Origin of the sequence: Streptomyces sp. NBC_01142 (assembly GCF_026341125.1) — a bacterium.
Taxonomy (GTDB): Bacteria; Actinomycetota; Actinomycetes; order Streptomycetales; family Streptomycetaceae; genus Streptomyces.
The window spans coordinates 529,939-550,514 of record NZ_JAPEOR010000001.1 but is presented as its reverse complement, the minus strand read 5'-3'; the positions used below and the strand labels follow the sequence as shown (position 1 = coordinate 550,514).

General features: G+C 71.1%; 14 protein-coding genes, 1 pseudogene and 1 riboswitch. Of the genes and pseudogenes, 7 read left to right on the top strand and 8 right to left on the bottom strand.

Annotated elements, in window-relative coordinates; translation table 11 throughout:
* Positions 1-26: 26 nt before the first annotated feature.
* Positions 27-1,127, bottom strand: a complete 1,101-nt coding sequence (locus tag OG883_RS02765; RefSeq protein WP_266534432.1) for a hypothetical protein — start codon at positions 1,125-1,127, stop codon at positions 27-29.
* A 106-nt stretch (positions 1,128-1,233) separates the two neighbouring features.
* Positions 1,234-1,803, bottom strand: a complete 570-nt coding sequence (locus tag OG883_RS02760; RefSeq protein WP_266534429.1) for a hypothetical protein — start codon at positions 1,801-1,803, stop codon at positions 1,234-1,236.
* Here OG883_RS02760 and OG883_RS02755 point away from each other — a divergent pair.
* Entirely contained in the window at positions 1,775-2,056 is a 282-nt protein-coding gene (locus tag OG883_RS02755; protein ID WP_266534427.1) for a hypothetical protein, read from the top strand. The two genes, OG883_RS02760 and OG883_RS02755, sit on opposite strands and share 29 nt — an antisense overlap.
* A 222-nt stretch (positions 2,057-2,278) precedes the next feature.
* On the opposite strand, the gene OG883_RS02750 is transcribed toward OG883_RS02755, so the two are convergent.
* From OG883_RS02750 to OG883_RS02735, 4 genes are all read right to left on the bottom strand, one after another.
* Positions 2,279-3,451, bottom strand: a complete 1,173-nt coding sequence (locus tag OG883_RS02750; protein WP_266534424.1) for a VWA domain-containing protein — start codon at positions 3,449-3,451, stop codon at positions 2,279-2,281.
* Positions 3,448-5,871, bottom strand: coding sequence for a DUF5682 family protein (locus OG883_RS02745; RefSeq protein ID WP_266534421.1), 2,424 nt, complete (start codon positions 5,869-5,871; stop codon positions 3,448-3,450). The genes OG883_RS02750 and OG883_RS02745 overlap by 4 nt, the downstream gene beginning before the upstream one ends.
* The gene (locus OG883_RS02740) at positions 5,868-7,016 is read right to left on the bottom strand and encodes an AAA family ATPase (RefSeq protein ID WP_266534418.1); all 1,149 of its coding nucleotides are present in this window, start codon (positions 7,014-7,016) and stop codon (positions 5,868-5,870) included. Before OG883_RS02740 ends, OG883_RS02745 begins: the two co-directional genes overlap by 4 nt.
* A gap of 110 nt (positions 7,017-7,126) precedes the next feature.
* On the bottom strand, positions 7,127-7,390 hold the full coding sequence (locus OG883_RS02735; protein ID WP_266541174.1) for a hypothetical protein: 264 nt from the start codon (positions 7,388-7,390) through the stop codon (positions 7,127-7,129).
* A gap of 298 nt (positions 7,391-7,688) precedes the next feature.
* Here OG883_RS02735 and OG883_RS02730 point away from each other — a divergent pair.
* The 3 genes and pseudogenes from OG883_RS02730 (at position 7,689) to OG883_RS02720 (ending at position 12,085) form a co-directional block, all read left to right on the top strand.
* Positions 7,689-8,932, top strand: a pseudogene (locus tag OG883_RS02730) (IS110 family transposase).
* A gap of 128 nt (positions 8,933-9,060) precedes the next feature.
* On the top strand, positions 9,061-10,404 hold the full coding sequence (locus OG883_RS02725; RefSeq protein WP_266534415.1) for an SWIM zinc finger family protein: 1,344 nt from the start codon (positions 9,061-9,063) through the stop codon (positions 10,402-10,404).
* Between the two features lie 16 nt (positions 10,405-10,420).
* Positions 10,421-12,085, top strand: a complete 1,665-nt coding sequence (locus OG883_RS02720; RefSeq protein ID WP_266534412.1) for a DUF5691 domain-containing protein — start codon at positions 10,421-10,423, stop codon at positions 12,083-12,085.
* 599 nt (positions 12,086-12,684) lie between these two features.
* Here OG883_RS02720 and OG883_RS02715 read toward each other — a convergent pair.
* The gene (locus OG883_RS02715) at positions 12,685-13,098 is read right to left on the bottom strand and encodes a cobalamin B12-binding domain-containing protein (protein ID WP_266534404.1); all 414 of its coding nucleotides are present in this window, start codon (positions 13,096-13,098) and stop codon (positions 12,685-12,687) included.
* Positions 13,099-13,473: 375 nt separating this feature from the next.
* Between OG883_RS02715 and OG883_RS02710 the strand changes: the two genes are divergently transcribed.
* Entirely contained in the window at positions 13,474-14,397 is a 924-nt protein-coding gene (locus OG883_RS02710) for an alpha/beta fold hydrolase (protein WP_266534401.1), read from the top strand.
* A 240-nt stretch (positions 14,398-14,637) separates the two neighbouring features.
* Positions 14,638-16,149: a M23 family metallopeptidase gene (locus OG883_RS02705; RefSeq protein ID WP_266534398.1), complete on the top strand. Its 1,512-nt coding sequence runs from the start codon at positions 14,638-14,640 to the stop codon at positions 16,147-16,149.
* Positions 16,150-16,319: 170 nt separating this feature from the next.
* On the opposite strand, the gene pcrA is transcribed toward OG883_RS02705, so the two are convergent.
* Positions 16,320-18,773: a DNA helicase PcrA gene (gene pcrA, locus OG883_RS02700; protein ID WP_266534395.1), complete on the bottom strand. Its 2,454-nt coding sequence runs from the start codon at positions 18,771-18,773 to the stop codon at positions 16,320-16,322.
* Positions 18,774-19,206: 433 nt separating this feature from the next.
* Positions 19,207-19,370, top strand: a riboswitch (cyclic di-AMP (ydaO/yuaA leader).
* 2 nt (positions 19,371-19,372) lie between these two features.
* Here pcrA and OG883_RS02695 point away from each other — a divergent pair.
* Positions 19,373-20,572 carry a C40 family peptidase gene (locus tag OG883_RS02695; RefSeq protein ID WP_266534393.1) on the top strand — a complete coding sequence of 400 codons (1,200 nt, stop codon included), beginning with the start codon at positions 19,373-19,375 and terminating at the stop codon, positions 20,570-20,572.
* Positions 20,573-20,576: the final 4 nt, after the last annotated feature.

Here is a 20,576-nt window from a genome sequence, read left to right as displayed (position 1 = left end):
CGGATGCCCTGTGTGAGATTCCCGCGTCAGATACCCGCGATTCCCTGCGTCAGGTGCGACGCGTAGCCCGGGGTGACCGAGGTGGCCGCGCCCTGGGCGCCGATGACGGCGTTACCGGCGAGCGGGGTCGCCGTGACCGTGCCCGACAGATCCTGCGCGAACGGCTGGACCTCGGAGACGACACCACCGGCGAACGGCGTCACATCGCCGACGACGCCCTGCGCGAGGGTGCCGGCGCTGCCGCCGACGCCGTGGACGACCGGCTGGACGTGGTCGACGACGGTCTCGACGAGCGGCTGGACCGCGCCGCCGACGCCGCCGACGAACGGCTGCACCTCGGAGACGACACCACCGGCGAACGGCTGGACCTCGGACACGACACCGCCCGCGAACGGCGTCACATCGCCGACCACGCCCTGGGCGAGGCCGCCGACGTCGCCGACCGCCTGACCGGCGACCGGGAGCACACCGTCGACAGCACGGCCGGCGACGGGCGGCAGGACGTCCTGCGCGGCGGCGTCGACGACCGGAGTGGCGGTGGTGACCCCGTCCTGAATGCCGGCCTGCGCGTGGCCGGGCGCCTGCTCGAGCTCGGGCGCGAAAGCGGAGAGCGGGCCGAAGAGGTAGTCGATCTCGCCCTGGGTGTCGGCCACGTCGGAGACGCCGGCCGCCACGTCGTACGCCGCCAGCTTGCCCTCGGCGTACTGACGGGCCTGGTCGGCAACGGCCCGCACGTCGTTCTGCTCCACGGCCTGGAAAGCGCCGAGGCCCTGGACATTCTGGGCACCCTGAACGCCCTGGACGCCCTGAACGGCGTCGACGTTCTGCGTGGCGCCGTGCGCGGCACCCTTGGCCCGGTCGGCCGTACCGGCGGCCTTGCCCTGCACGTCGGACGTGACGCCCTGGACGCCGTGGACGGCGCCACCGAGCTCCTTGACCACACCGAGGTCCGTGACAGCGCCGAGGTCGACGCCCTTGACGTCCTCGACCGCATCGGCCGCCTGGTCGGGAGTCGACAGCGGTACGGAGACGGGCAGCTCGTCGGCGCTGGCCGCGGCGGTCCCGAGGGCCCACATACCGGTGGCCGTGGCGGCGACGGCTATGGAACGGCGAATGTTCTTGTGCATGCTTGTGTCAATCCTTCGAATGCGTTCGGCTGTCCGGAACTATCCGGTTGGCGGGCAGACCTGACCCACCCCCGCGTGGCAGGTCTTGAGCGGGGAAAGGACTGCCCTAGCCGGGGAATTCGAGGATTTCGCGGGGCCTTTCGCGGGTCGGCGCCTGGGCCGACACGCAGCCGGCGCCGGACGCGAGCGCGAACGGCGAGCCGTCCGCGAGCGTCGCGGCGTGCTGGTCTTTCTTGCGTGGTGTGTGCGTCTCGCCGGACTGCTGCACCGCGCCGTGCGCGGAGTTGCAGGGCGCGCTGGGCGCCGGGGCGGGTACGGGCCGCTCGTATCGTGCGTCGAGCCGCTCCCGGTCGTACGAACCCCCGTAGCCGGGCACCCGGTGGGAAAAGCCGCGGCTGTCCGTCGGGGGGAACGCCGGCCCGAGGCCGTCCCGGTCGGAGCTCTTGCCCGGGCTGACGGCCGTCGGCCGGCCTGTGGCCGCGGAGGCCGCACCGGAGTCGTCCACGGACAGGTCCGCGGGGAGCTTCGGCGTACGGGCTTGTGCCGCGTCGCCACCGGCCTGCGGCGTCAGCGGTGCCGGAACGGTCTTGGCCAGCGACTCGGCCAGCGGCTCGGTCAGCGGCCGGGTGACATTCAGGACGATGTCCGTGACCGGATCGGTGATCGCCTTCGTCACGGACGCCTTCACGGACGCCGTTGCCGATGTCGTCACCGTCACCGATCGCGCAACCGGTCGCGTCACCAATTGCGTCGCCGTGCGTACCGAATCCACGGAGCCCACCGACTCCACGGAATCCGTTGCCACGCGGCGCAGTTCCTCCACCGGGGCGGAGCGGTTCGGCAAGTGGTCCGACGGAGGCGTGCCGGTCACGTCGACACCGTGCGAGACCGCGGGCACACGTACCGGCGACTCCGCCGCGTGGGCCTGACCGCCGCAGAGAAGGCCGAGCGTCAGCAGACCCCCGAGAAACAGCAACGCCTGCAGCACGCGACGCCCGGCAGCCGCCCGGCGCAGAGCGCACAGAACGGCAGCGGAACGAGCAGCTGCGGCAGTCACGGTGGGAGAGACCTTCCCGGTTGGCGGAAGCGGACCTTCCGCGGGGATCGGGACGATGCTCGCACGAGCCTCCCGGGGGGACGCAAGTCCTACGTTACTGATGGGTGGCCATGTCCGGTATGGGCAGGGGCCGCTTCTCGATTGCCGCTGCCATGACGTCCGGGAAGAGGTCCGGCGTGCAGGCGAAGGCCGGTGCGCCCAGCGCCGCGAGAGCCGCCGCATGCTCGCGGTCGTACGCCGGCGTCCCCTCGTCGGAGAGCGCCAGCAGCGCCACGAACTGCACGCCCGATGCCTTCATCGCCGCGACCCGCTTCAGCATCTCGTCCCGTATGCCGCCTTCGTACAGATCGCTGATCAGCACGACGACGGTGTCGGCAGGACGGGTGATCTGCGACTGGCAGTAGGCGAGCGCCCTGTTGATGTCGGTGCCGCCGCCGAGCTGGGTGCCGAAAAGAACGTCGACCGGGTCGTCGAGCTGGTCGGTCAGGTCGACGACGGCGGTGTCGAAGACGACGAGGCGGGTGGCGATGGAACGCATCGACGCCAGGACCGCGCCGAAGACGGAGGCGTAGACGACGGACGCCGCCATCGACCCCGACTGGTCGATGCAGAGCACCACATCCTTCTTCACCGACTGGGACGCCCTGCCGTATCCGATGAGCCGCTCGGGCACGACGGTGTTGAACTCGGGAAGGTAGTTCTTGAGGTTGGCCCGGATCGTGCGGTCCCAGTCGATGTCGCGGTGGCGCGGCCGGTTTATCTTCGCCGACCGGTCGAGCGCCCCGGTGAGGGTGGACCTGGTACGGGTGGCGAGCCGCTTCTCGAGGTCGTCGACGACCTTGCGTACGACAGCCCTGGCCGTCTCCTTGGTCGTCTCCGGCATCGCCTTGTTCAGCGAGAGCAGGGTGCCGACGAGATGGACGTCCGCCTCCACGGCCTCCAGCATCTCCGGCTCGAGCAGCAGGGTCGAGAGGCCGAGACGTTCGATCGCGTCACGCTGCATGACCTGGACGACGGAGCTGGGGAAGTACGTACGGATGTCGCCGAGCCAGCGCGCGACGGACGGCACGGACGCCCCGAGCCCGGCCGAGCGGTTGCCGCCGCGACGGCCCTCGGTTCCGCTCTTGCCGGTGTCGTAGAGGGCGGACAGGGCTCCGTCCATCGCCGCGTCCGTCCCGGAGAGCGCGCAGCCGGTCCCCTCGGCGGCCTCGCCCCCGAGCACCAGTCGCCACCGCCGCAGCCGCTCGTCGTACTCGGTCGCTGTCATCGGGCCACCCCCGCAAGGTCGTTGTCGTCGATTCCGAGCAGCAGCTGCAGCACCGGCAGCACCGCGTCCGCCCGCGGCCCGTCGAGGCCGGCGCCGAAGCCGGGCATCGTGGACTCGGCGTGCGCCGCATGGCCGGACGGGGTGGCGGGTCCTCGCCGGACCAACTCACCCAGCGTGCGCCGCACACCCGGCTCGTAGGCGGAGAACGTGCGGCGCAGCAGCGGCAGTACGTCCGTGAAGGCGTCCGGGGGCACGCCGGTGAGCCAGGCGTCGACGAGCCCGAGCAGGCGCTCGTCGTGGACCAGGAGCATTCCCCCTCCGGACGCGCCGCCGACGAACCCCTCGATCCAGGCCGCCGCCTCGGCGGGCGGTGTACCGGGAGAGAGCGCGAGTCCCATCAGCCGCGCGGCCTCGTCCTCCTCGAGCCGCCCGTCGTCCAGCAGCAGCCGGGCGGCCCGGCCGCGTATCACCCCGGGCACGGTGTCCCGGTCCGCGAGCCGGAGCAGCACCGAGCCCCAACGCTGACCCAGCTCCCGGGCTTTCGGCAGCAGCCCGATCGCGGTGTGCACCCCGTCCAGATGGCCCCGCATCTCGGCCGCGCCGTCCGCGTCGAGTCCCGTGCACGCGGGCGGCAGTCCGACGCAGATGCGTTCGGCGAGCCCGGCCGCGACCTCCCCGAGCGCGGCCGTGTCCGTGGACCGCACATCCCCGTACCGCAGGGAGCGGGCGAGGGCGGGCAGCGCCTGGGCGAGATGGCCGACGTCCGCGTCGAGCGCGGCCCGGTCGGCGAGGGCCCTCATCACCACGGGCAGCGCGTCAGGCAGTTCGGCCAGCAGGCACTGCTCGGCGAGCGCGGTCACCTCGGCGAGGGCGTTCACGGAGAGGGCGTTCGACTCGGCCTTCGCCGTGGCGGCGGAGAGCACGGTGGTGCCCCACACCCCGGCCTCCGCGACCCGGACGAAAAGCTCCGGCTCCCAGCGCAGTCGCCAGCTCTCGCGGAACGTACCGGTGCTCCCCCGCCCCGTGACGGGTTCGCCCCAGCCGATCGAGAGCAGCCGCAGCCGGTGCAGCAGCCGGCTCTTGGCCGCGTCGCTCTCCTTGCGCAGGTCGAGCTCCAACTCGCGCTCCAGCGCTTCGGGCTTGAGCCGCAGACTGCGCTGGAGCCGGGTCAGATCGCGCTGGAGGGGCACGGCGGGCGCGGCGTCCGGCACCTCGCCGAGCACGTCCCCGACGACGAGCCGGTCCCGGATGAGATCGAGCGGCACATCGGAGCCCTCGCACATCACGGCCCGTATGGCGTCGGTCGTCTCGGTCAGTCCGGCGAGGGGCCGGCCGCGCATGGCGGCGAGGGTCTCGGCGAGGCGGACGGCCTCGATGACATGCGCGGACGAGACCATCCGGTCCTCGTCCCGCAGGAGACCCGCGACCTTGGTCATCCAGCGCTCGACGGGGCGGTCGGTCGCGCCGAAGAGATGCCCGTACCAGCCGGGAGAGTCGATGCCCGCGCCGTAACCGCTGTGCCGGGCGAGCCTGCGATGCGTCCAGGGCACCCAGGTCATCTCGGTCTTGACCTTGGGCAGGCCTTTGAGGAGGGCCTTGTCGGCGGCGACGGTGGTCCTCTCCTCGAGCGCGGGCACATGCCACGCGCCGCAGACGACTGCGACGCCGTCCCCGAACTCCTTGCTCGCTGCGCGCAGTTGAAGCCGCATATGGGCTTCGCGGATGAGATCGCGGTCGTGCCCGCCGTGTCCGTACGTCTCGCGCAGCGCGGCCATGGCCTCCCCGAGCGCCGCGAACGGAGCACACGGATCCGCAGCGTCGTCCCCCGCGCCGCGATGCTCGACGACGTCCTCCCACCACCGCTCGGGGTCGTCGTACCCGGCGGCTTCGGCAAGCACGGCGATGGGATCGATCCGCAACCCGCCCACGTCGGGCTTCCCCTCGCCCCCGCCGTGCCCGGCTGCCCCTGCCGCTTCGTCCTCGCTGCCCTCGCCCTCTCCCGAACCACCGCCCCGGGCGGGCGAATCCGGCGCTTCTCCCAGCGGGTCTCGCGGCAGCCCCGGCGCGCCCACCGTCTCCTTGTGCGCGGCCTGCGCGGTCTGCGCCAGCGAATGCGCCGCCGGCAGGTCGATGAACCGCACCGGGACTCCGCGGCCGAGCGCCCAGCGGATGGCGACCCACTCCGGGGAGAACTCGGCCAGCGGCCAGAACGCCGCCCGGCTCGGGTCGTCCACCGCGTGGGCGAGCAGCGCGACCGGCGGGCGCATCTGCTCGTCCGCGGCGAGCGCGATCAGCGCGTCCCCTTCCGGCGGTCCCTCGATCAGCACGGCCGGGGGCGACGCCGCCTCCAGCGCGGCCCGCACCGCCCGCGCCGAGCCCGGCCCGTGGTGGCGGACACCGAGCAGCAGGGGGCCGGTCATGCGCTCACCTCGCGGCAGGCGCGGTAGAAGTCCTTCCAGCCGTCCCGCTCGCGGACCACCGTTTCCAGGTACTCCTGCCAGATCACACGGTCCGCCGCCGGGTCGCGGACGACGGCGCCGAGAATCCCGGCCGCGACATCGCCGGAGCGCAGCACGCCGTCACCGAAGTGCGCGGCGAGGGCGAGGCCGCCCGTGACGACGGAGATCGCCTCGGCCGTGGAGAGCGTCCCCGAGGGCGACTTGAGCTTGGTGCGGCCGTCGGTCGAGATACCGTCCCGCAGCTCCCGGAAGACGGTGACCACACGGCGAATCTCCTCGAGGCCCTCCGGTACGGCCGGCAGATCGAGCGAGCGCCCGATCTGGTCGACGCGCCGCGACACGATGTCGACCTCGGCCTCCGGCGTGGCCGGCAGCGGCAGTACGACCGTGTTGAAGCGGCGGCGCAGCGCGCTGGAGAGGTCGTTGACCCCGCGGTCACGGTCGTTGGCGGTGGCGATGAGATTGAAGCCGCGGACGGCCTGCACCTCCTGCCCCAGCTCCGGGACGGGCAGCGTCTTCTCGGACAGGATCGTGATCAGTGAGTCCTGTACGTCGGCCGGGATACGGGTGAGTTCCTCGACCCGCGCCGTCATTCCCTCGGACATGGCGCGCATGACAGGACTGGGCACCAGCGCGTCGCGGCTGGGGCCATGGGCGAGCAACTGGGCGTAGTTCCAGCCGTAGCGGATGGCCTCCTCGGGCGTGCCCGCGGTGCCCTGCACGAGCAGGGTGGAGTCACCGCTGACGGCCGCGGCGAGATGCTCGGAGACCCAGGTCTTGGCGGTGCCCGGCACACCGAGGAGCAGCAGCGCCCGATCGGTGGCGAGTGTGGTGACGGCGACCTCGACGATCCGGCGCGGCCCCACGTACTTGGGCGTGATCACCGTCCCGTCGGGCAGGGTGCCGCCGAGCAGATAGGTGGCGACGGCCCAGGGCGACAGCTGCCATCTGACAGGCCGCGGCCGGTCGTCGGCCGCGGCAAGCGCCTTGAGCTCGTCGGCGAAAGCGTCCTCGGCGTGCGGCCGCAGGGCCTCGGTGTCGGCGCCGGTGACTGCGGTGGTTGCGGTGGCCGCGGTGCTCGCTGTGGCGGTTTCGGACACGGTCATGGATCCCCCTCCAGATCGTTCGACCCGATGTGGGATCCACCGTGCACCATGCCACTGACAATCGACCGTTGCCGCAGGTCAGAGCCTAAATAGCCAGGCTTCGCGGGGAGTTACTCCACGATCGGGGAGACGGCGATGCAGCCGGCGGCGGTGACCAGGCCCTGGCCCTTCTCCTCCTTGATGACCTTGCCCTTGTACGTGATCTTGCAGGTGACCTCGTACGTGACCTCGTACGTCTCGTTCGTGGCCTTGTCGACGGTGTCGACGGCCTCGGAGCAGGAGGAGAGGCCGAGCGTGAGGCCGGTGACGGCAACGGCGCAGACGGCGGCGCGGATGGAGCGGAGTTGTCGCGGGGGCTCGAAAGCGCAGGTCAGCGATCCAGCGCACCTTCGGTGCGCGCCGGGGGCGTGGTAAATGCCGTGGCGTGCGCCGGAGGTGCTTCTGTCTGCCCTGACGTGGGCTGATGCCGGTCCGGGATGCTGGAGCGGTTCGTTCCGGCCGAAACCGATGCCTCTGTGATGCCGGTGAGCTCGCAGGTCAGCGTGGTGCTGGGGACCGTCCACGGGAACCGTGGAGTGTTGCTGCGAAGCACGTGCGTCAGAATTCCTGATCCACCCTGGTCCTCCCGGAACGGCGTACGACGGGTCCGTCCGCCAGGGAGGGAGCAAGGCCGTGGACGTACTGCACGAACGCTGCGCCGGCCTCGACATCAGCAAGAAGGACGCCAAGGTCTGCGTCCGCACCCCGAGTACGAAGCGGCGGGGGTCCTTCACGACCGAGACCACGACGTGGGGATCAACGACGAACGCGGTCCTGGATCTGCGGGACCATCTGCTCGCCGCACAGGTGACGCTGGTAGTGATCGAGGCGACCAGTGACTACTGGAAGCCCTTCTACTACGTGCTGACCGAGGGCCTGGACGTGGTCCTGGTCAACGCGCGGCAGGTCAAGAACCTACCCGGCCGCAAGACGGACGTCTCGGACGCGGCCTGGCTGGCCCAGCTCGGCGCCCACGGCCTGGTCAGGCCCTCCTTCGTGCCGCCCGAGCCGGTCCGCGAACTGCGCGACCTGACCCGGGCCCGGACCACCGCCACCCGTGAACGCGGCCGTGTGGTCCAGCGGCTGGAGAAACTCCTGGAGGACACCGGCATCAAACTCTCCGCGGTCGCCTCCGACATCATGGGCGTCTCCGGCCGGGCCATGCTCGAAGCCCTCATCCGCGGCGAAGCCGACCCGCGGGTCCTCGCGGACCTGGCCAAACGCAAGCTCCGCAACAAGATCCCCGAACTCACCGAGGCCCTGACCGGACGGTTCCGCGAGCACCACGCGTTCCTGGCCCGACTGTATCTGGATCAGTACGACCAGCTCACCACGATGATCGACCAGCTCACCGGACGCATCGAGGAGGCGATGGCCCCTTTCGTGGCGCCCTCGACCTCCTCGACACCATCCCCGGCATCAACCAGGCCACCGCCGAAGTGATCATCGCGGAGACCGGCGGGGACATGACCCGGTTCGCCTCCGCCAAACACCTCGCGTCCTGGGCCGGGGTCTGCCCCGGCCACCACGAGTCCGCCGGCCGTACCAAGAACACGAAGGTCCGGCCCGGCAACCCCTATCTCAAAGGCGCCCTCGGCCTCGCGGCATTCGGCGCTGTGAGAACCAAGGACACCTACCTGCAGGCCCGTTACAAGCGGCTGACCGCCCGCCGCGGCCCGCTCCGGGCACTGGTCGCCGTCGAGCACTCGATCATCACCGCGATCTGGCACATGCTCACCGACAACGTCGCCTACCAGGAACTCGGCGGCACCTACTTCACCCAACGCGACCCCGAACGCGCCACCCGCCGAGCCATCACCCAGCTCAACCAGCTCGGCTACACCGTCACCCTCAACCCGAGGGAGAACGCAGCCTGACCGACAGCCCCGAACACCCGGCAGCCCTCCACGGCCACCGGGCACCCAGTCCTGCCCACACCCACCCTGACCTGCTGCTATTTACGCGTCAGAGCTGATTGTCAGTGGTGCCCCGTAGCGTCCTCACCATGAATCAGCAGGGGGTGCGCTGGACGTCGGAACAGGTGCTGGCCTTGGCTCCTGACGATGCGTCACGCAGAGCGGGAAACAAACTGGGTGCGGCCGGGCCGTGGTCCGGCGCGGGCAGCAGCGGCTCGGGGGCCGTGTGGGGCCTGTGCAAGGGCTCGGGCAGCAAGCCGTACCAAACCGTCATCGACACTACGGGCCCGGCCTACAAGTGCAGTTGCCCGAGCCGGAAGTTCCCGTGCAAGCACGCGCTGGGGCTGCTGCTGCTCTGGGCGACGGACGAGGAGGCCCTGCAGGACTCCGCCACGCCGGACTGGGCCGAGGAGTGGCTGGAGGGGCGCAGGAAGCGCGCCACGGACAAGGAACAGGGCGACGCGGGAGCGTCCGCGAAGACCGCCGACCCGGAGGCGGCCCGGCGCCGGGCCGAGCGCCGGGCGGGGCGGATCACCGCCGGGGCCACGGAGCTGGAGCAGCGGCTGGCGGATCTGTTGCGCGGCGGCCTGGCGGCGGCCGAGCAGGCGGGGTACGGGCTGTGGGAGGAGACCGCGGCCCGCATGGTCGACGCCCAGGCGCCGGGACTGGCGGGCCGGGTACGGGAACTGGGGGCGATACCGGGCTCCGGGCCCGGCTGGCCGGTGCGGCTGCTGGAGGAGTGCGCGCTGATCCATCTGCTGGACTCGGCGTGGCTCGGGATCGACCGGCTGCCGGAGCCGCTGGCCGCGACGGTCCGCACCAGGGTCGGCCTCACCCAGCCCGCCGAGGGCGCGCCGATCCGGGACCACTGGCTGATCCTGGCCCAGTACGACTCCTCCGACGGCAAGATCACCACCCGCCGAATCTGGCTGTACGGGCGGGAATCCGGGCGCACGGCACTGCTGCTGGCGTTCGGGGTGGCGGGCCGTTCACCGCAACTGGCGCTGCCGGTGGGGCTGATGATCGACGCCGAGCTCACTCCGTACGCGGGCGCGGGGCAACTGCGGGCGGACCTGGGTGGGCAGTTCGGCGCCCCCGTTCCGATCGGGGCGCCGCCGCCGGGGGGACCGCCCGAGGCTGCCGTGGAGGCATACGGACAGGCCTTGCGGGACGACCCCTGGCTGGACTCCTGGCCGGTGACGCTCAGCGGCGTCATACCCGTCCCGGCCGGTGACGGCTGGCAACTGGCCGATGCGGACGGCAAGTCCGCGCTGCCCATCGCCCCCGCCGCACTCTCCCGCCCGGGGCTGTGGAGGCTCGCGGCGCTCTCGGGCGGCCGCCCGGTCACCGTCTTCGGCGAGTGCGGCCACCAGGGCTTCACCCCGCTCGCGGCCTGGCCGGAGGACGCGTCCGAGACGGTCCCGCTCATCTGAACGTACGGAGGACGTCATGACCAGCACCACCAGCACCTCGCCCTGGGAAGAGCTCGTCACCTCGGCGCTTCTCGGCACCGACCGCCGCACACCGCCGACCGACCTCGTGCCCCCGGGCAAGGACGCGCCGGCCGCTCTGCTGGACGCCGCGGCGCTGCACACCGTACGGCGCAGGGCAGGACTGCTGCCCGCGCCGGCCGCCGACCGGCCGGAGCCCGCGCCGCACGATGCCCGCCCCCGGCTGCCGGCCGCCGCCAGGCGCCGGCTCGGCCAGCTGCTGGCCGACCGGTCCGCACCGTCGAACACCGGCGGCCGGCGGAGTGCGGCACCCGATCTGACCGAGCTGCTCCCCCAGTGGCTGGCCGCGGCCAACGAACGCGGTTACCAGGCACCGCCGTCCGTACTGCCCGCCCTGCTGGACGCCGCCCGGGCCCGTACCGATCTGCGGCCGCAGGCCCTCGCCTTCGCCGGACCCCGCGGGCTGTGGCTGGCCCGGCTCAACCCGGAGTGGAAATACGCGCTGCGCGGCGCGTCCGGCGGCTCCCTGCTGCCGGACGTGGGCGACGCGGAAGCTGTCCGGCGCCTGTGGGAGGAGGGGCTGTTCGCGGAACGGGTCGCGCTGCTGGCGGCCGTACGGGCGCAGGATGCGGGCGCTGCACTCGCGCTGCTGGCCGCGAGCTGGGCCACGGAGCGGGCCGAGGACCGGTTGATGTTCCTCGACTCACTGCGGGCCGGACTGTCCGACGCGGACGAGCCGTTCCTGGAGCAGGCGCTGTCCGACCGCAGCCGTAATGTCCGCGCCACGGCGGCCGAGCTGCTCTCCGCGCTGCCGCACTCAGCGCTCGCCGGGCGGATGGCGGCGCGGGCGGCGTCGTGCGTCGGACTGGACCGCAGCGGCGACCGCGACGGCACCGACAGCGGGAAAGCGGCGATAGCCGTGGAGGCGCCGCACGAATGCGATGCGGACATGCAGCGCGACGGAGTGGTGCCGAGCCCGCCGGGCGGGCGCGGCGAACGATCCTGGTGGCTCGGCCAGTTGGTGGAGGCAACCCCGCTGTCCATCTGGCCGCGGCGGCTCGGTGGGCGTACGGCCGAGGAAATCGTCGGCCTGCCCGTCGTGGACGACTGGGGGGACGAGCTGCACGCGGCGTGGTGCCGGGCGGCAGTGCGGCAGCGGGACGCGGAGTGGTCCCGCGCCCTGCTCGGCGCGCCCGGCATCCCGCCGGCGACCGGACCCGGTACGACCTCGCTGGCCGAGCGGGCAAAGCTGCTGGCCACGTTGCCGGACGACGAACGGGCCGACTGGGTCGCGGAGTTCATCGCGGCTCACGGGCTGTCGGAGGCGTTCCAGCTGCTCGGGGTCTGCGCGGTGCCGTGGGCGGAGCCGCTCGGCCGGGCGGTGGTCGACGCGCTCGACATCGCGCGGGACGCGGGGAGTTACCCGTGGAGCTTCAGCGGTGTGATGGGCCTGGCGGAACGCTGCCTGGACCCGAGCGAGGCCGGCCGCCTGGAGATCCTCACGGCAACACCGGACGAAACGGAGGGGGCGTCACCGGGGGCGGGGGGTTACTGGTCCGAGGCGTTTCAGCGGTTGGTGTCGACGCTGAGGCTGCGGGCGGCGATGCGGGTGGAGCTGGGGGGTGCTTCCCCCGTCCCGCCCCTCCCCGAAGCGGGGGGCTGACGCCCCAGCCCCCGGGCGCCGGCTTGCACGCCGCGGGCCCTGTGGACAGCCCGCGAACCCGGCAGGGACGGTCCCGGCCTCACGCCAGGGCCCCTGGCCTCACGCCGTGGGCCGCGCAGCGGGCGGGGGGCATCCGGAAAGAAGCGCGGGGCACGGGCACCCAGCACGCGCCGTACCGGGCGGGGCGGGACGGGACGGTTGTGCCGGCGGAGTCCGCCACTGATGACTCCAGCACTGATGGCTCCGGGCGAAACCGGCTGAGCCCGGCTCCCGGGCACGGCCCCCGGGCGCGCCGTAGGCCGCGCAAACGGCGCCGGGGCAGCCGACCACAACGCCCCCTCACCGCGCAGCGGACAAGCGCGGGCGCACGGTCACCGTGCCGTGCGTGCAGCGGCGTGATGCTTGTGCCCGCCGGGTCCGTGGCGGGTTGCTCCGGGCGAGATCAGCGGCGGCGGTCCCGAACATGCGGGCCGCCGCACAAGGCCGGGGTGGTGCCGACTGCCCGCGCAGGGCGGAGGCAGGGAAGCCCGCCGACCTCACCACGGGGCGTCCCGGTGGCGGCTTCTCAGGGCGCTCGGCTCCCCCGGCTCGAGGCGGGGCTACGCTCCCGCGGGCTGGCGGACGTTCGCGTTGACCCACTCGACGATCGAGACCGTCGTCGCGCCCGGGGTGAAGATCTCCGCGACACCCTTCTCCTTCAGCGGAGCGATGTCCGCCTCCGGGATGATGCCGCCGCCGAAGACCTTGATGTCGTCCGCGTCGCGCTCCTTGAGCAGCTCGATCACCTTCGCGAAGAGCGTGTTGTGCGCGCCGGAGAGGATCGAGAGGCCGATCGCGTCGGCGTCCTCCTGGATCGCCGTGTCCACGATCTGCTCGGGAGTCTGGTGGAGCCCGGTGTAAATGACCTCCATGCCCGCGTCGCGCAGCGCCCGCGCGATCACCTTGGCCCCGCGATCGTGGCCGTCGAGACCCGGCTTGGCCACCACCACGCGGATCGGACCAGTCACACCCATCACTGCCTCCACCTACCGACTGCGCCGCCATGGGCACGGGTCCCCGCATCCATCAGATCCGGGGCGAGTGAACGAACGTTATCTCCAGCATCCCGCAACCCGCCGTTTCACGGTGGATAGCGAGGGGGAAATCACACGTGGGACATGTTCGCTATGCGTCGTACCCGCACCGGGCGGCAGACAAGCCGCGGTGTGGTCCGTCGCAAGGGAGCCGCTACAGGTGGTCGTACCACCGTGCCGTCAGCCGCGCGGCACGGTGGTGCGGCACCGCCCGCATTGGCCCGGAATCGGGCGCAGGGCTGGCCACGGCCTGAGTGGCACCCATGAGGGCACGGGGGACGGAGCCGTCTCCGCGGTGCCGTTCGGAGGTCGGCCATGAAGGTTCTTCCCTTCATTCCACAGTGCCTGCGCCCTGCCCGAGACCTGAGACTCTCCGCCGTGCTGCTGCGGGCCACCGCCCTCGAGCTGGCAATTCTCGCCGGGCACCTGCTTCTCTACCCTTCCGGCCTCGCCTCCGAGCGCCGCGGCCCCGGCCGCCCGCAACCGAACCCGAACCCGAGCCTCAACCCGAGTCCGAGTCCGAGTCCGAGTCCGGAGCGCCGCGCGTCCCCGCTCCACGAGGCCGTGCCTGCCGACACCACCACCCTGCCGACCGGCAGCCCGGCCCACCCTCCCGTCGTACTGCTACACGGCTTCGTCGACAACCGCTCCGTCTTCGTACTGCTCCGCCGCTCCCTCGCCCGGCACGGCTGGCGCCACCTCGAGTGCCTGAACTACTCCCCCCTCACGTGCGACATCCGTACCGCCGCCGAGCTGCTCGGCAGGCACATCGAGGAGATCTGTACGCGTACGGGCCACCGAGAGGTCGACATCGTCGGGCACAGCCTCGGCGGCCTGATCGCGCGCTATTACGTACAGCGACTCGGCGGCGATCAGCGGGTGCGCACCCTGGTCACCCTCGGCACCCCGCACTCCGGCACCACGGTCGCCCCGCTCGCCAGCGCGCACCCCATCGTGCGCCAGATGCGCCCGGGCTCCGCCGTGATCGAGGAGCTGCGCAGGCCCGCCCCCGGGTGCCGCACCCGGTTCGTGAGTTTCTGGAGCGATCTCGACCAGCTGATGATCCCGATCGAGACGGCCTGCATCGACCACCCCGATCTCGTCGCACAGAACGTGCGCGTGAGCGGAATCGGACATCTGGCCCTTCCCGTACACCCTGCCGTCGCAGCCGGGATCCGGCAGGCGCTCGAGTCGAGCGAGTCGGCAGCAGGCGCCTCGGGAGTCGTCTCCGTCGCCTGATCCGTTGCTCCACCCACCCGGCCCGTCGAACATATTTCGAACGTACGGCCAAGGCTGTGCCCGCAGTCCGCCGAAAGACCGCCGAATGCCCGTTTCCTGATTGCGTAAAACCAACCGAAGATTGTCGCCGTCGCATACCGCCGGGTACAGTCGCGGCCACTGCTTTCCTCTGGGACCCCTCCCTTCGTATTTCCGGGGCCCCAGACCCCAGGTCCTGCTGCCGAGGCGAGAGAGAAGTTGGTGAACGACCAGCACGCCCACGCCGGGTACGTCGGATACGACGGGTACTCCACTGGCAGCTTCGACACCGACCCGCTCTTCGGTGCCCTTCCGGGCAGTTACGAAGCGGGCCACAGCGGTCAGTACGACGCGAGCCAGTGGGGCACCGGTTCCCACCAGACCGCCGGCTCCGGCTCCGACGTCTACGCCGCGCAGCAGGAACAGTCGACTCAGCAGGCACAACAGCCGCAGTACGACACCACTGGCCAGTGGGACGCCGACGCCTGGAACCAGACGACGCAGACGGGCCAGTACGAGACGGCCGCGGCAACGTTCGCGTACGACACGACCGGACAGTGGGCGGCGCCCACCTTCGAGACCGGCGCGTATGACGCCACCGCCTGGAACTCGGGCGCGGAGAGCGGCTACCAGTCCGCGTACAACGAAGCCGTCGTACCGCACCAGTTCACGCCGGAGCAGGAGTTCATCCCCTCTCCCGAGTCCGCGGCAACCGACTTCACCACCGAGTTCAGCACCGAGTTCGTGGCCGACGCCGGGTACGAGAGCGCGGCGGAGTTCCAGGGCACGGACCTTCAGGCAGATCCTCAGCCCGAGTTCGAGTACCAGAACGAGTGCCAGAACGAGTACGAGTTCGAGTACGAGAGCGCGGCGGAGCACGAACCGGAATCCGAACCGGAACCCGAGGCCGATTCGGGCCCCGAGGTGGAGCTCCTCACCGCCGCCGTCCCTGTCACTCCCCGGCCGGTCCGCCGTTCCGGCGGAAGCCGCGGCCGACGCCGTACCCCAGCCAAGCGCTCGGCCCTCCTCACCGTCGCCGTGCCCTCGGCCTGCGTGATGGGCGTCGCCGGCATCGCCGCCGCCTCCGTCGGTGGTCTCGGCGCCACTGGCGGCGAGACCAAGGACGAGACGACCAGCCTGGCGGCCGCCGATCCGGCCTCCGTCAAGCCGGTCGCGGCGAACAACAAGATGGACACCCAGCTCGCCAACCTCAGCGCCGACGCCCGCGACTTCGGCGACCGCGCCTCCCGCACCCAGGAGCGCATCGATCTGAAGGCGCGCCAGGCGGCGGAGAAGAAGAAGCGCGAGGAAGAGGCCGAGCGCCGCGAGGCACTTCGCCCCAAGTTCATGCTGCCGGTGAAGCAGGACGGCCTCAGCGCGTACTACGGCCAGGCCGGCGTCAACTGGATGTCCGTCCACACCGGCATCGACTTCCCCGTGTCGTACGGCACCGAGGTCATGGCGGCGACCGACGGCACCGTCCGTACGCAGTGGAACAGCGCCTACGGCAACATGGCCATCGTGACCGCCGCCGACGGCACCGAGACCTGGTACTGCCACCTCAGCAGCACCAAGATCCGCTCCGGTTCGGTCAAGGCCGGCGACGTCATCGCGTACTCCGGCAATTCCGGTAACTCCACCGGACCGCACCTCCACTTCGAGGTACGACCCGGCGGCGGCTCGGCGATCGACCCGCTCCCCTGGCTTCGCAGCCACGGCCTCAACCCGACGTAGCGGCCCCCTCGGCCGATCCGACGCAGCGGCCCCCTCGGCCGACCCCGACACAGCAGCCCCCTCGGCCGACCCCGACACAGCGGGCCGCCCCTACGCCGACCCGACGCAGCAGACCTCGATCCGGCCCGCGCCCGGCCCGGCGGAACGGGCCCGGGCGCAGGAACCGAACCTCAGAGCTTCTCGACCGGCGCGTACCGCAGCAGCAGGCGCTTCGGCTTGGTGTCCCCGAAGTCGATCGTCGCCTGCCCGTCCGCGCCCGACCCCGTCACCTCCACCACGGTCCCCAGGCCGAACTGGTCGTGCGTGACCCGGTCTCCGACCACCAGCGAGATCACCGGCTTGTCGCTCGCGCGCCGCGTGGCGAAGCCCGACGCACCGCCGCCCGCCCCGCCCGACCGCGCGCGCGAGGACGACAGCGACGACGAGATGCCCGACGTGGGCCCCGCGGGCGCGGCCATCGGCCCCGTCCGCTTCCACTCCAGGTGGTGGCCCGGGATCTCCTCAAGGAACCGCGACGGCGGGTTGTACGAGGGCTGGCCCCACGCACTCCGCATCGACGAGCGGGTCAGATACAGGCGCTCGCGGGCACGCGTAATGCCGACGTACGCCAGCCGCCGCTCCTCCTCGAGCTCCTTCGACTGGCCGAGCGCGCGCATGTGCGGGAAGACGCCGTCCTCCATGCCCGTCAGGAACACCACGGGGAACTCGAGGCCCTTGGCGGTGTGCAGCGTCATCAGCGTGATGACACCCGAGCCGTCCTCGTCCTCGTCCGGGATCTGGTCGGAGTCGGCGACCAGCGCCACCTTCTCGAGGAATTCGGCGAGTGTCCCCGTCCCCTCCTCCTCGCCGCGCTCCTGCTCGAACTCGAGTGCCACAGCGGCCAGTTCCTGAAGGTTCTCGATGCGGGTCTCGTCCTGCGGGTCGGTCGAGGCCTGCAGCTCGGCGAGATAGCCGGTCCGTTCGAGTACGGCTTCCAGCACCACCGCGGGGCCGGCGCCCGAGTCGACGATCGTGCGCAGCTCCTCCATCAGCACGTTGAAGCGCTTCACGGCGTTCGCGGAGCGGGCCGCCATGCCGTACGCCTCGTCCACGCGTCGCAGCGCCTGCGGGAAGGTGATCTTCTCGCGCAGCGAGAGCGCGTCGATCATCGCCTCCGCGCGGTCGCCGATGCCGCGCTTGGGGACATTGAGGATCCGGCGCAGTGGAACCGTGTCCTCGGGGTTCGCGAGGACACGCAGATACGCGAGGACGTCCCGGACCTCCTTGCGCTCGTAGAAGCGCACTCCGCCGACGACCTTGTACGGCAGCCCGACCCGGATGAAGATCTCTTCGAAGACACGGGACTGGGCATTCGTACGGTAGAAGATGGCGACGTCGCCGGCCTTCGCGTCGCCCGCGTCCGTCAGCCGGTCGATCTCGTCGGCGACGAACTGGGCCTCATCGTGCTCGGTGTCCGCCACATAGCCGGTGATCTGCGCACCCGCGCCGGCGTTCGTCCACAGGTTCTTGGGACGGCGGCTTTCGTTCCGCTCGATGACGGCGTTGGCGGCGGAGAGGATCGTCTGCGTCGAGCGGTAGTTCTGCTCCAGCAGGATCGTCGTCGCGTCCGGGTAGTCCTCCTCGAACTGGAGGATGTTGCGGATGGTCGCGCCGCGGAAGGCGTAGATCGACTGGTCGGCGTCACCGACGACGCAGAGCTCGGCCGGGTCGTCGCCCTCGCCGCCATGGGGGCCCACCAGCTCGCGCACGAGTGTGTACTGAGCGTGGTTGGTGTCCTGGTACTCGTCCACCAGGACGTGGCGGAAGCGGCGCCGGTAGTGCTCGGCGACGTCCGGGAAGGCCTGGAGCAGGTGGACGGTGGTCATGATGATGTCGTCGAAGTCCAGGGCATTGGCCTCGCGCAGCCGTGCCTGGTACATGCGGTACGCCTCGGCGAGCGTCTTCTCGAAGCCGTCGACCGCCTGGTCGGCGAAGGTCTCCTCGTCGACCAGCTCGTTCTTGAGATTGGAGATCTTCGCGCTGAAGGACTTCGGAGGGAACTTCTTGGGGTCGAGGTCCAGGTCGCGGCAGACCAGGGCCATGAGCCGCTTGGAGTCGGCGGCGTCGTAGATCGAGAACGACGAGGTGAAGCCGAGCCTCTTGGACTCCCGGCGCAGAATGCGGACGCACGCACTGTGGAAGGTCATCACCCACATGGCGTTGGCGCGCGGGCCGACCAGCTGCTCGACGCGCTCCTTCATCTCGCCGGCGGCCTTGTTGGTGAAGGTGATCGCCAGTATCTGGCCGGGGTGGACACTGCGGGTCCCCAGCAGATGCGCGATCCGGTGGGTCAGGACACGGGTCTTGCCGGACCCGGCCCCGGCCACGATGAGCAGCGGCGACCCGGTGTGCACGACGGCGGCGCGCTGCTGCTCGTTCAGCCCCTCGAGCAGGGCGACGGGATCCACGACGGTGCGCGGGGCGCCGTCACGGTGGTACGGGTCCCGGGCCGGGGGCACGTCGAACGTGCCCTGGAAGAGGTCGTCCGGAATCTGCTCCGGAGTCGATTCCTCGGGCGGCGGCGGGTGCTCGTCAGCCGTGGGCTGGAGGTCCGCCAGGAAGCTGTCGTCAAAGAGGCTGCTCATCGCTTTACGAGTCTAGGCCGCCGCACTGACAGCCTGCGGCCGCATCGGGATACGCCGCCAGTCCCGCCACCGATCGGGCCACCGATCCCGTGCACCGATCCCGTCACCGCCACTCGCCCCATGGACCCTGATCACGCTCCGCGCCCGGGCGGATACGCAAGCGCCCGCAGGTCATCCGCACATCAGAGCGGCCTGAGCGGCCCCGAGCAGCTCAGGGCGCCACCGGCGCGCCGCCCAGCCTCGATCAGACCGGATCCGACCTCGATCGTGAAGATCCAAATCATGCCCGCGAACGTGTCCCTGAAACACGGTCACGAAAAAGGTCACGAAAATGTATCAGGCATATCGACCATCAACCTTCACAGCAGGCACACGAATTGGCTAGCGTGCTCGATCAGGTGGACCCGTACCCCCATGGCGAACCACGCCAATCGGGCCATCTGCGCCGAATTCGGGCTTCCTGTAGGGAAGTTCGGAACCGGGGACCCACTATGCACAACCGGGGTGAATCGGACCGTGCCCCACTCGGTCCGTAGGGCGACCTTCCGTTCCGCCCGAACCCGACAGCTAACCCGGTAGGCGGTCCACGGAAGAAGGAGATGTCGGCCTTGGCGTCGCATCGCAAGTCGCGTACCCGTACCGGAATGGCCGGACTACGCAGCAATTCCCCCGCCGTCGGGTTCACGACGGCAGCTCTTGCCTCCGTCACCCTGCTGTCGACGCAGAGCGCCGACGCCGCGCCCGCCGAGCCCAAGCCATCCGTAGAAGAGGTACAGAAGAAGGTCGACGACCTGTACCGGCAGGCCGGCTCCGAGACGCAGAGGTACAACAAGGCGCAAGAGGCCACCGCCGAGAAGCGGCGCGAGGTCGAGGGGATGCTCGACGACGCCGCGAAGCGCACGGAAAAGCTCAACGAGTCCCGTCGCGCGCTCGGCAACTACGCGTCCGCGCAGTACCGGACGGGTGCGGTCACCCCGACCGCCGCGCTGCTGTTCGCGGACAGCCCGGAGTCGTACTTCGACCAGACACAGCTGATGGACCGGATGACCGACCGTCAGCGCAGCGTCATCGCCGACTACGAGACCGAACGGGCCGCGGCAGCCGAGCAGCGCACGGAGGCGACCAAGAGCCTTGAGTCGCTCACGGCCTCCCAGAAGGCCCTGCGCACCAGCAAGCAGGACGTCCAGACCAAGCTGGCCGAGGCGCGCACGCTGCTGTCGAAGCTGACCGCCGAGGAGAAGGCGCGGTTCGCGGAGATCGAGCGCAAGAAGGAGGAAGCGGCCCGCCGCAAGGCCGAGGCGAAGGCCAAAGAGGAGGCCGAGGCCGAGCGCCGACGCCAGGAGACGGAGCGCGAGCAGAACCAGGGCGGCGGTACGGACACGGGAACCGGCACCGGCACCGGCACCGGCACGGGAGCAGGTTCGGGCTCCACCGAGGACAGTACGTACGCGGCCAAGGCTGCCAAGGTCCTCTCCTTCGCCCGCGCCCAGATCGGCAAGCCGTACGTCTGGGGCGCGACCGGCCCGAGTTCGTACGACTGCTCGGGTCTGACCCAGGGCGCCTGGAAGGAGGCGGGCGTGGACCTGCCGCGTACCACCTGGGACCAGGTGGAGGTCGGCAAGCGGGTCGCCACGAAGGATCTGCTTCCCGGGGACCTGGTCTTCTTCTACGACGACATCAGCCACGTCGGGATATACATCGGCGACGGCAAGATGATCCACGCGCCCAAGCCGGGCACGAACGTCCGCGAGGAATCGATCTACTACATGCCGATCTACGGCAGCGTGCGCCCGGCCTGAGGCC

Coding starts and splice junctions, on each gene's coding strand:
- OG883_RS02765 (WP_266534432.1), bottom strand. CDS start 1,127: ATGCACAAGAACATTCGCCGTTCCATAGCCGTCGCCGCCACGGCCACC.
- OG883_RS02750 (WP_266534424.1), bottom strand. CDS start 3,451: ATGACAGCGACCGAGTACGACGAGCGGCTGCGGCGGTGGCGACTGGTG.
- OG883_RS02745 (WP_266534421.1), bottom strand. CDS start 5,871: ATGACCGGCCCCCTGCTGCTCGGTGTCCGCCACCACGGGCCGGGCTCG.
- OG883_RS02740 (WP_266534418.1), bottom strand. CDS start 7,016: ATGACCGTGTCCGAAACCGCCACAGCGAGCACCGCGGCCACCGCAACC.
- OG883_RS02725 (WP_266534415.1), top strand. CDS start 9,061: ATGAATCAGCAGGGGGTGCGCTGGACGTCGGAACAGGTGCTGGCCTTG.
- OG883_RS02720 (WP_266534412.1), top strand. CDS start 10,421: ATGACCAGCACCACCAGCACCTCGCCCTGGGAAGAGCTCGTCACCTCG.
- OG883_RS02715 (WP_266534404.1), bottom strand. CDS start 13,098: ATGGGTGTGACTGGTCCGATCCGCGTGGTGGTGGCCAAGCCGGGTCTC.
- OG883_RS02710 (WP_266534401.1), top strand. CDS start 13,474: ATGAAGGTTCTTCCCTTCATTCCACAGTGCCTGCGCCCTGCCCGAGAC.
- pcrA (WP_266534395.1), bottom strand. CDS start 18,773: ATGAGCAGCCTCTTTGACGACAGCTTCCTGGCGGACCTCCAGCCCACG.
- OG883_RS02695 (WP_266534393.1), top strand. CDS start 19,373: ATGTCGGCCTTGGCGTCGCATCGCAAGTCGCGTACCCGTACCGGAATG.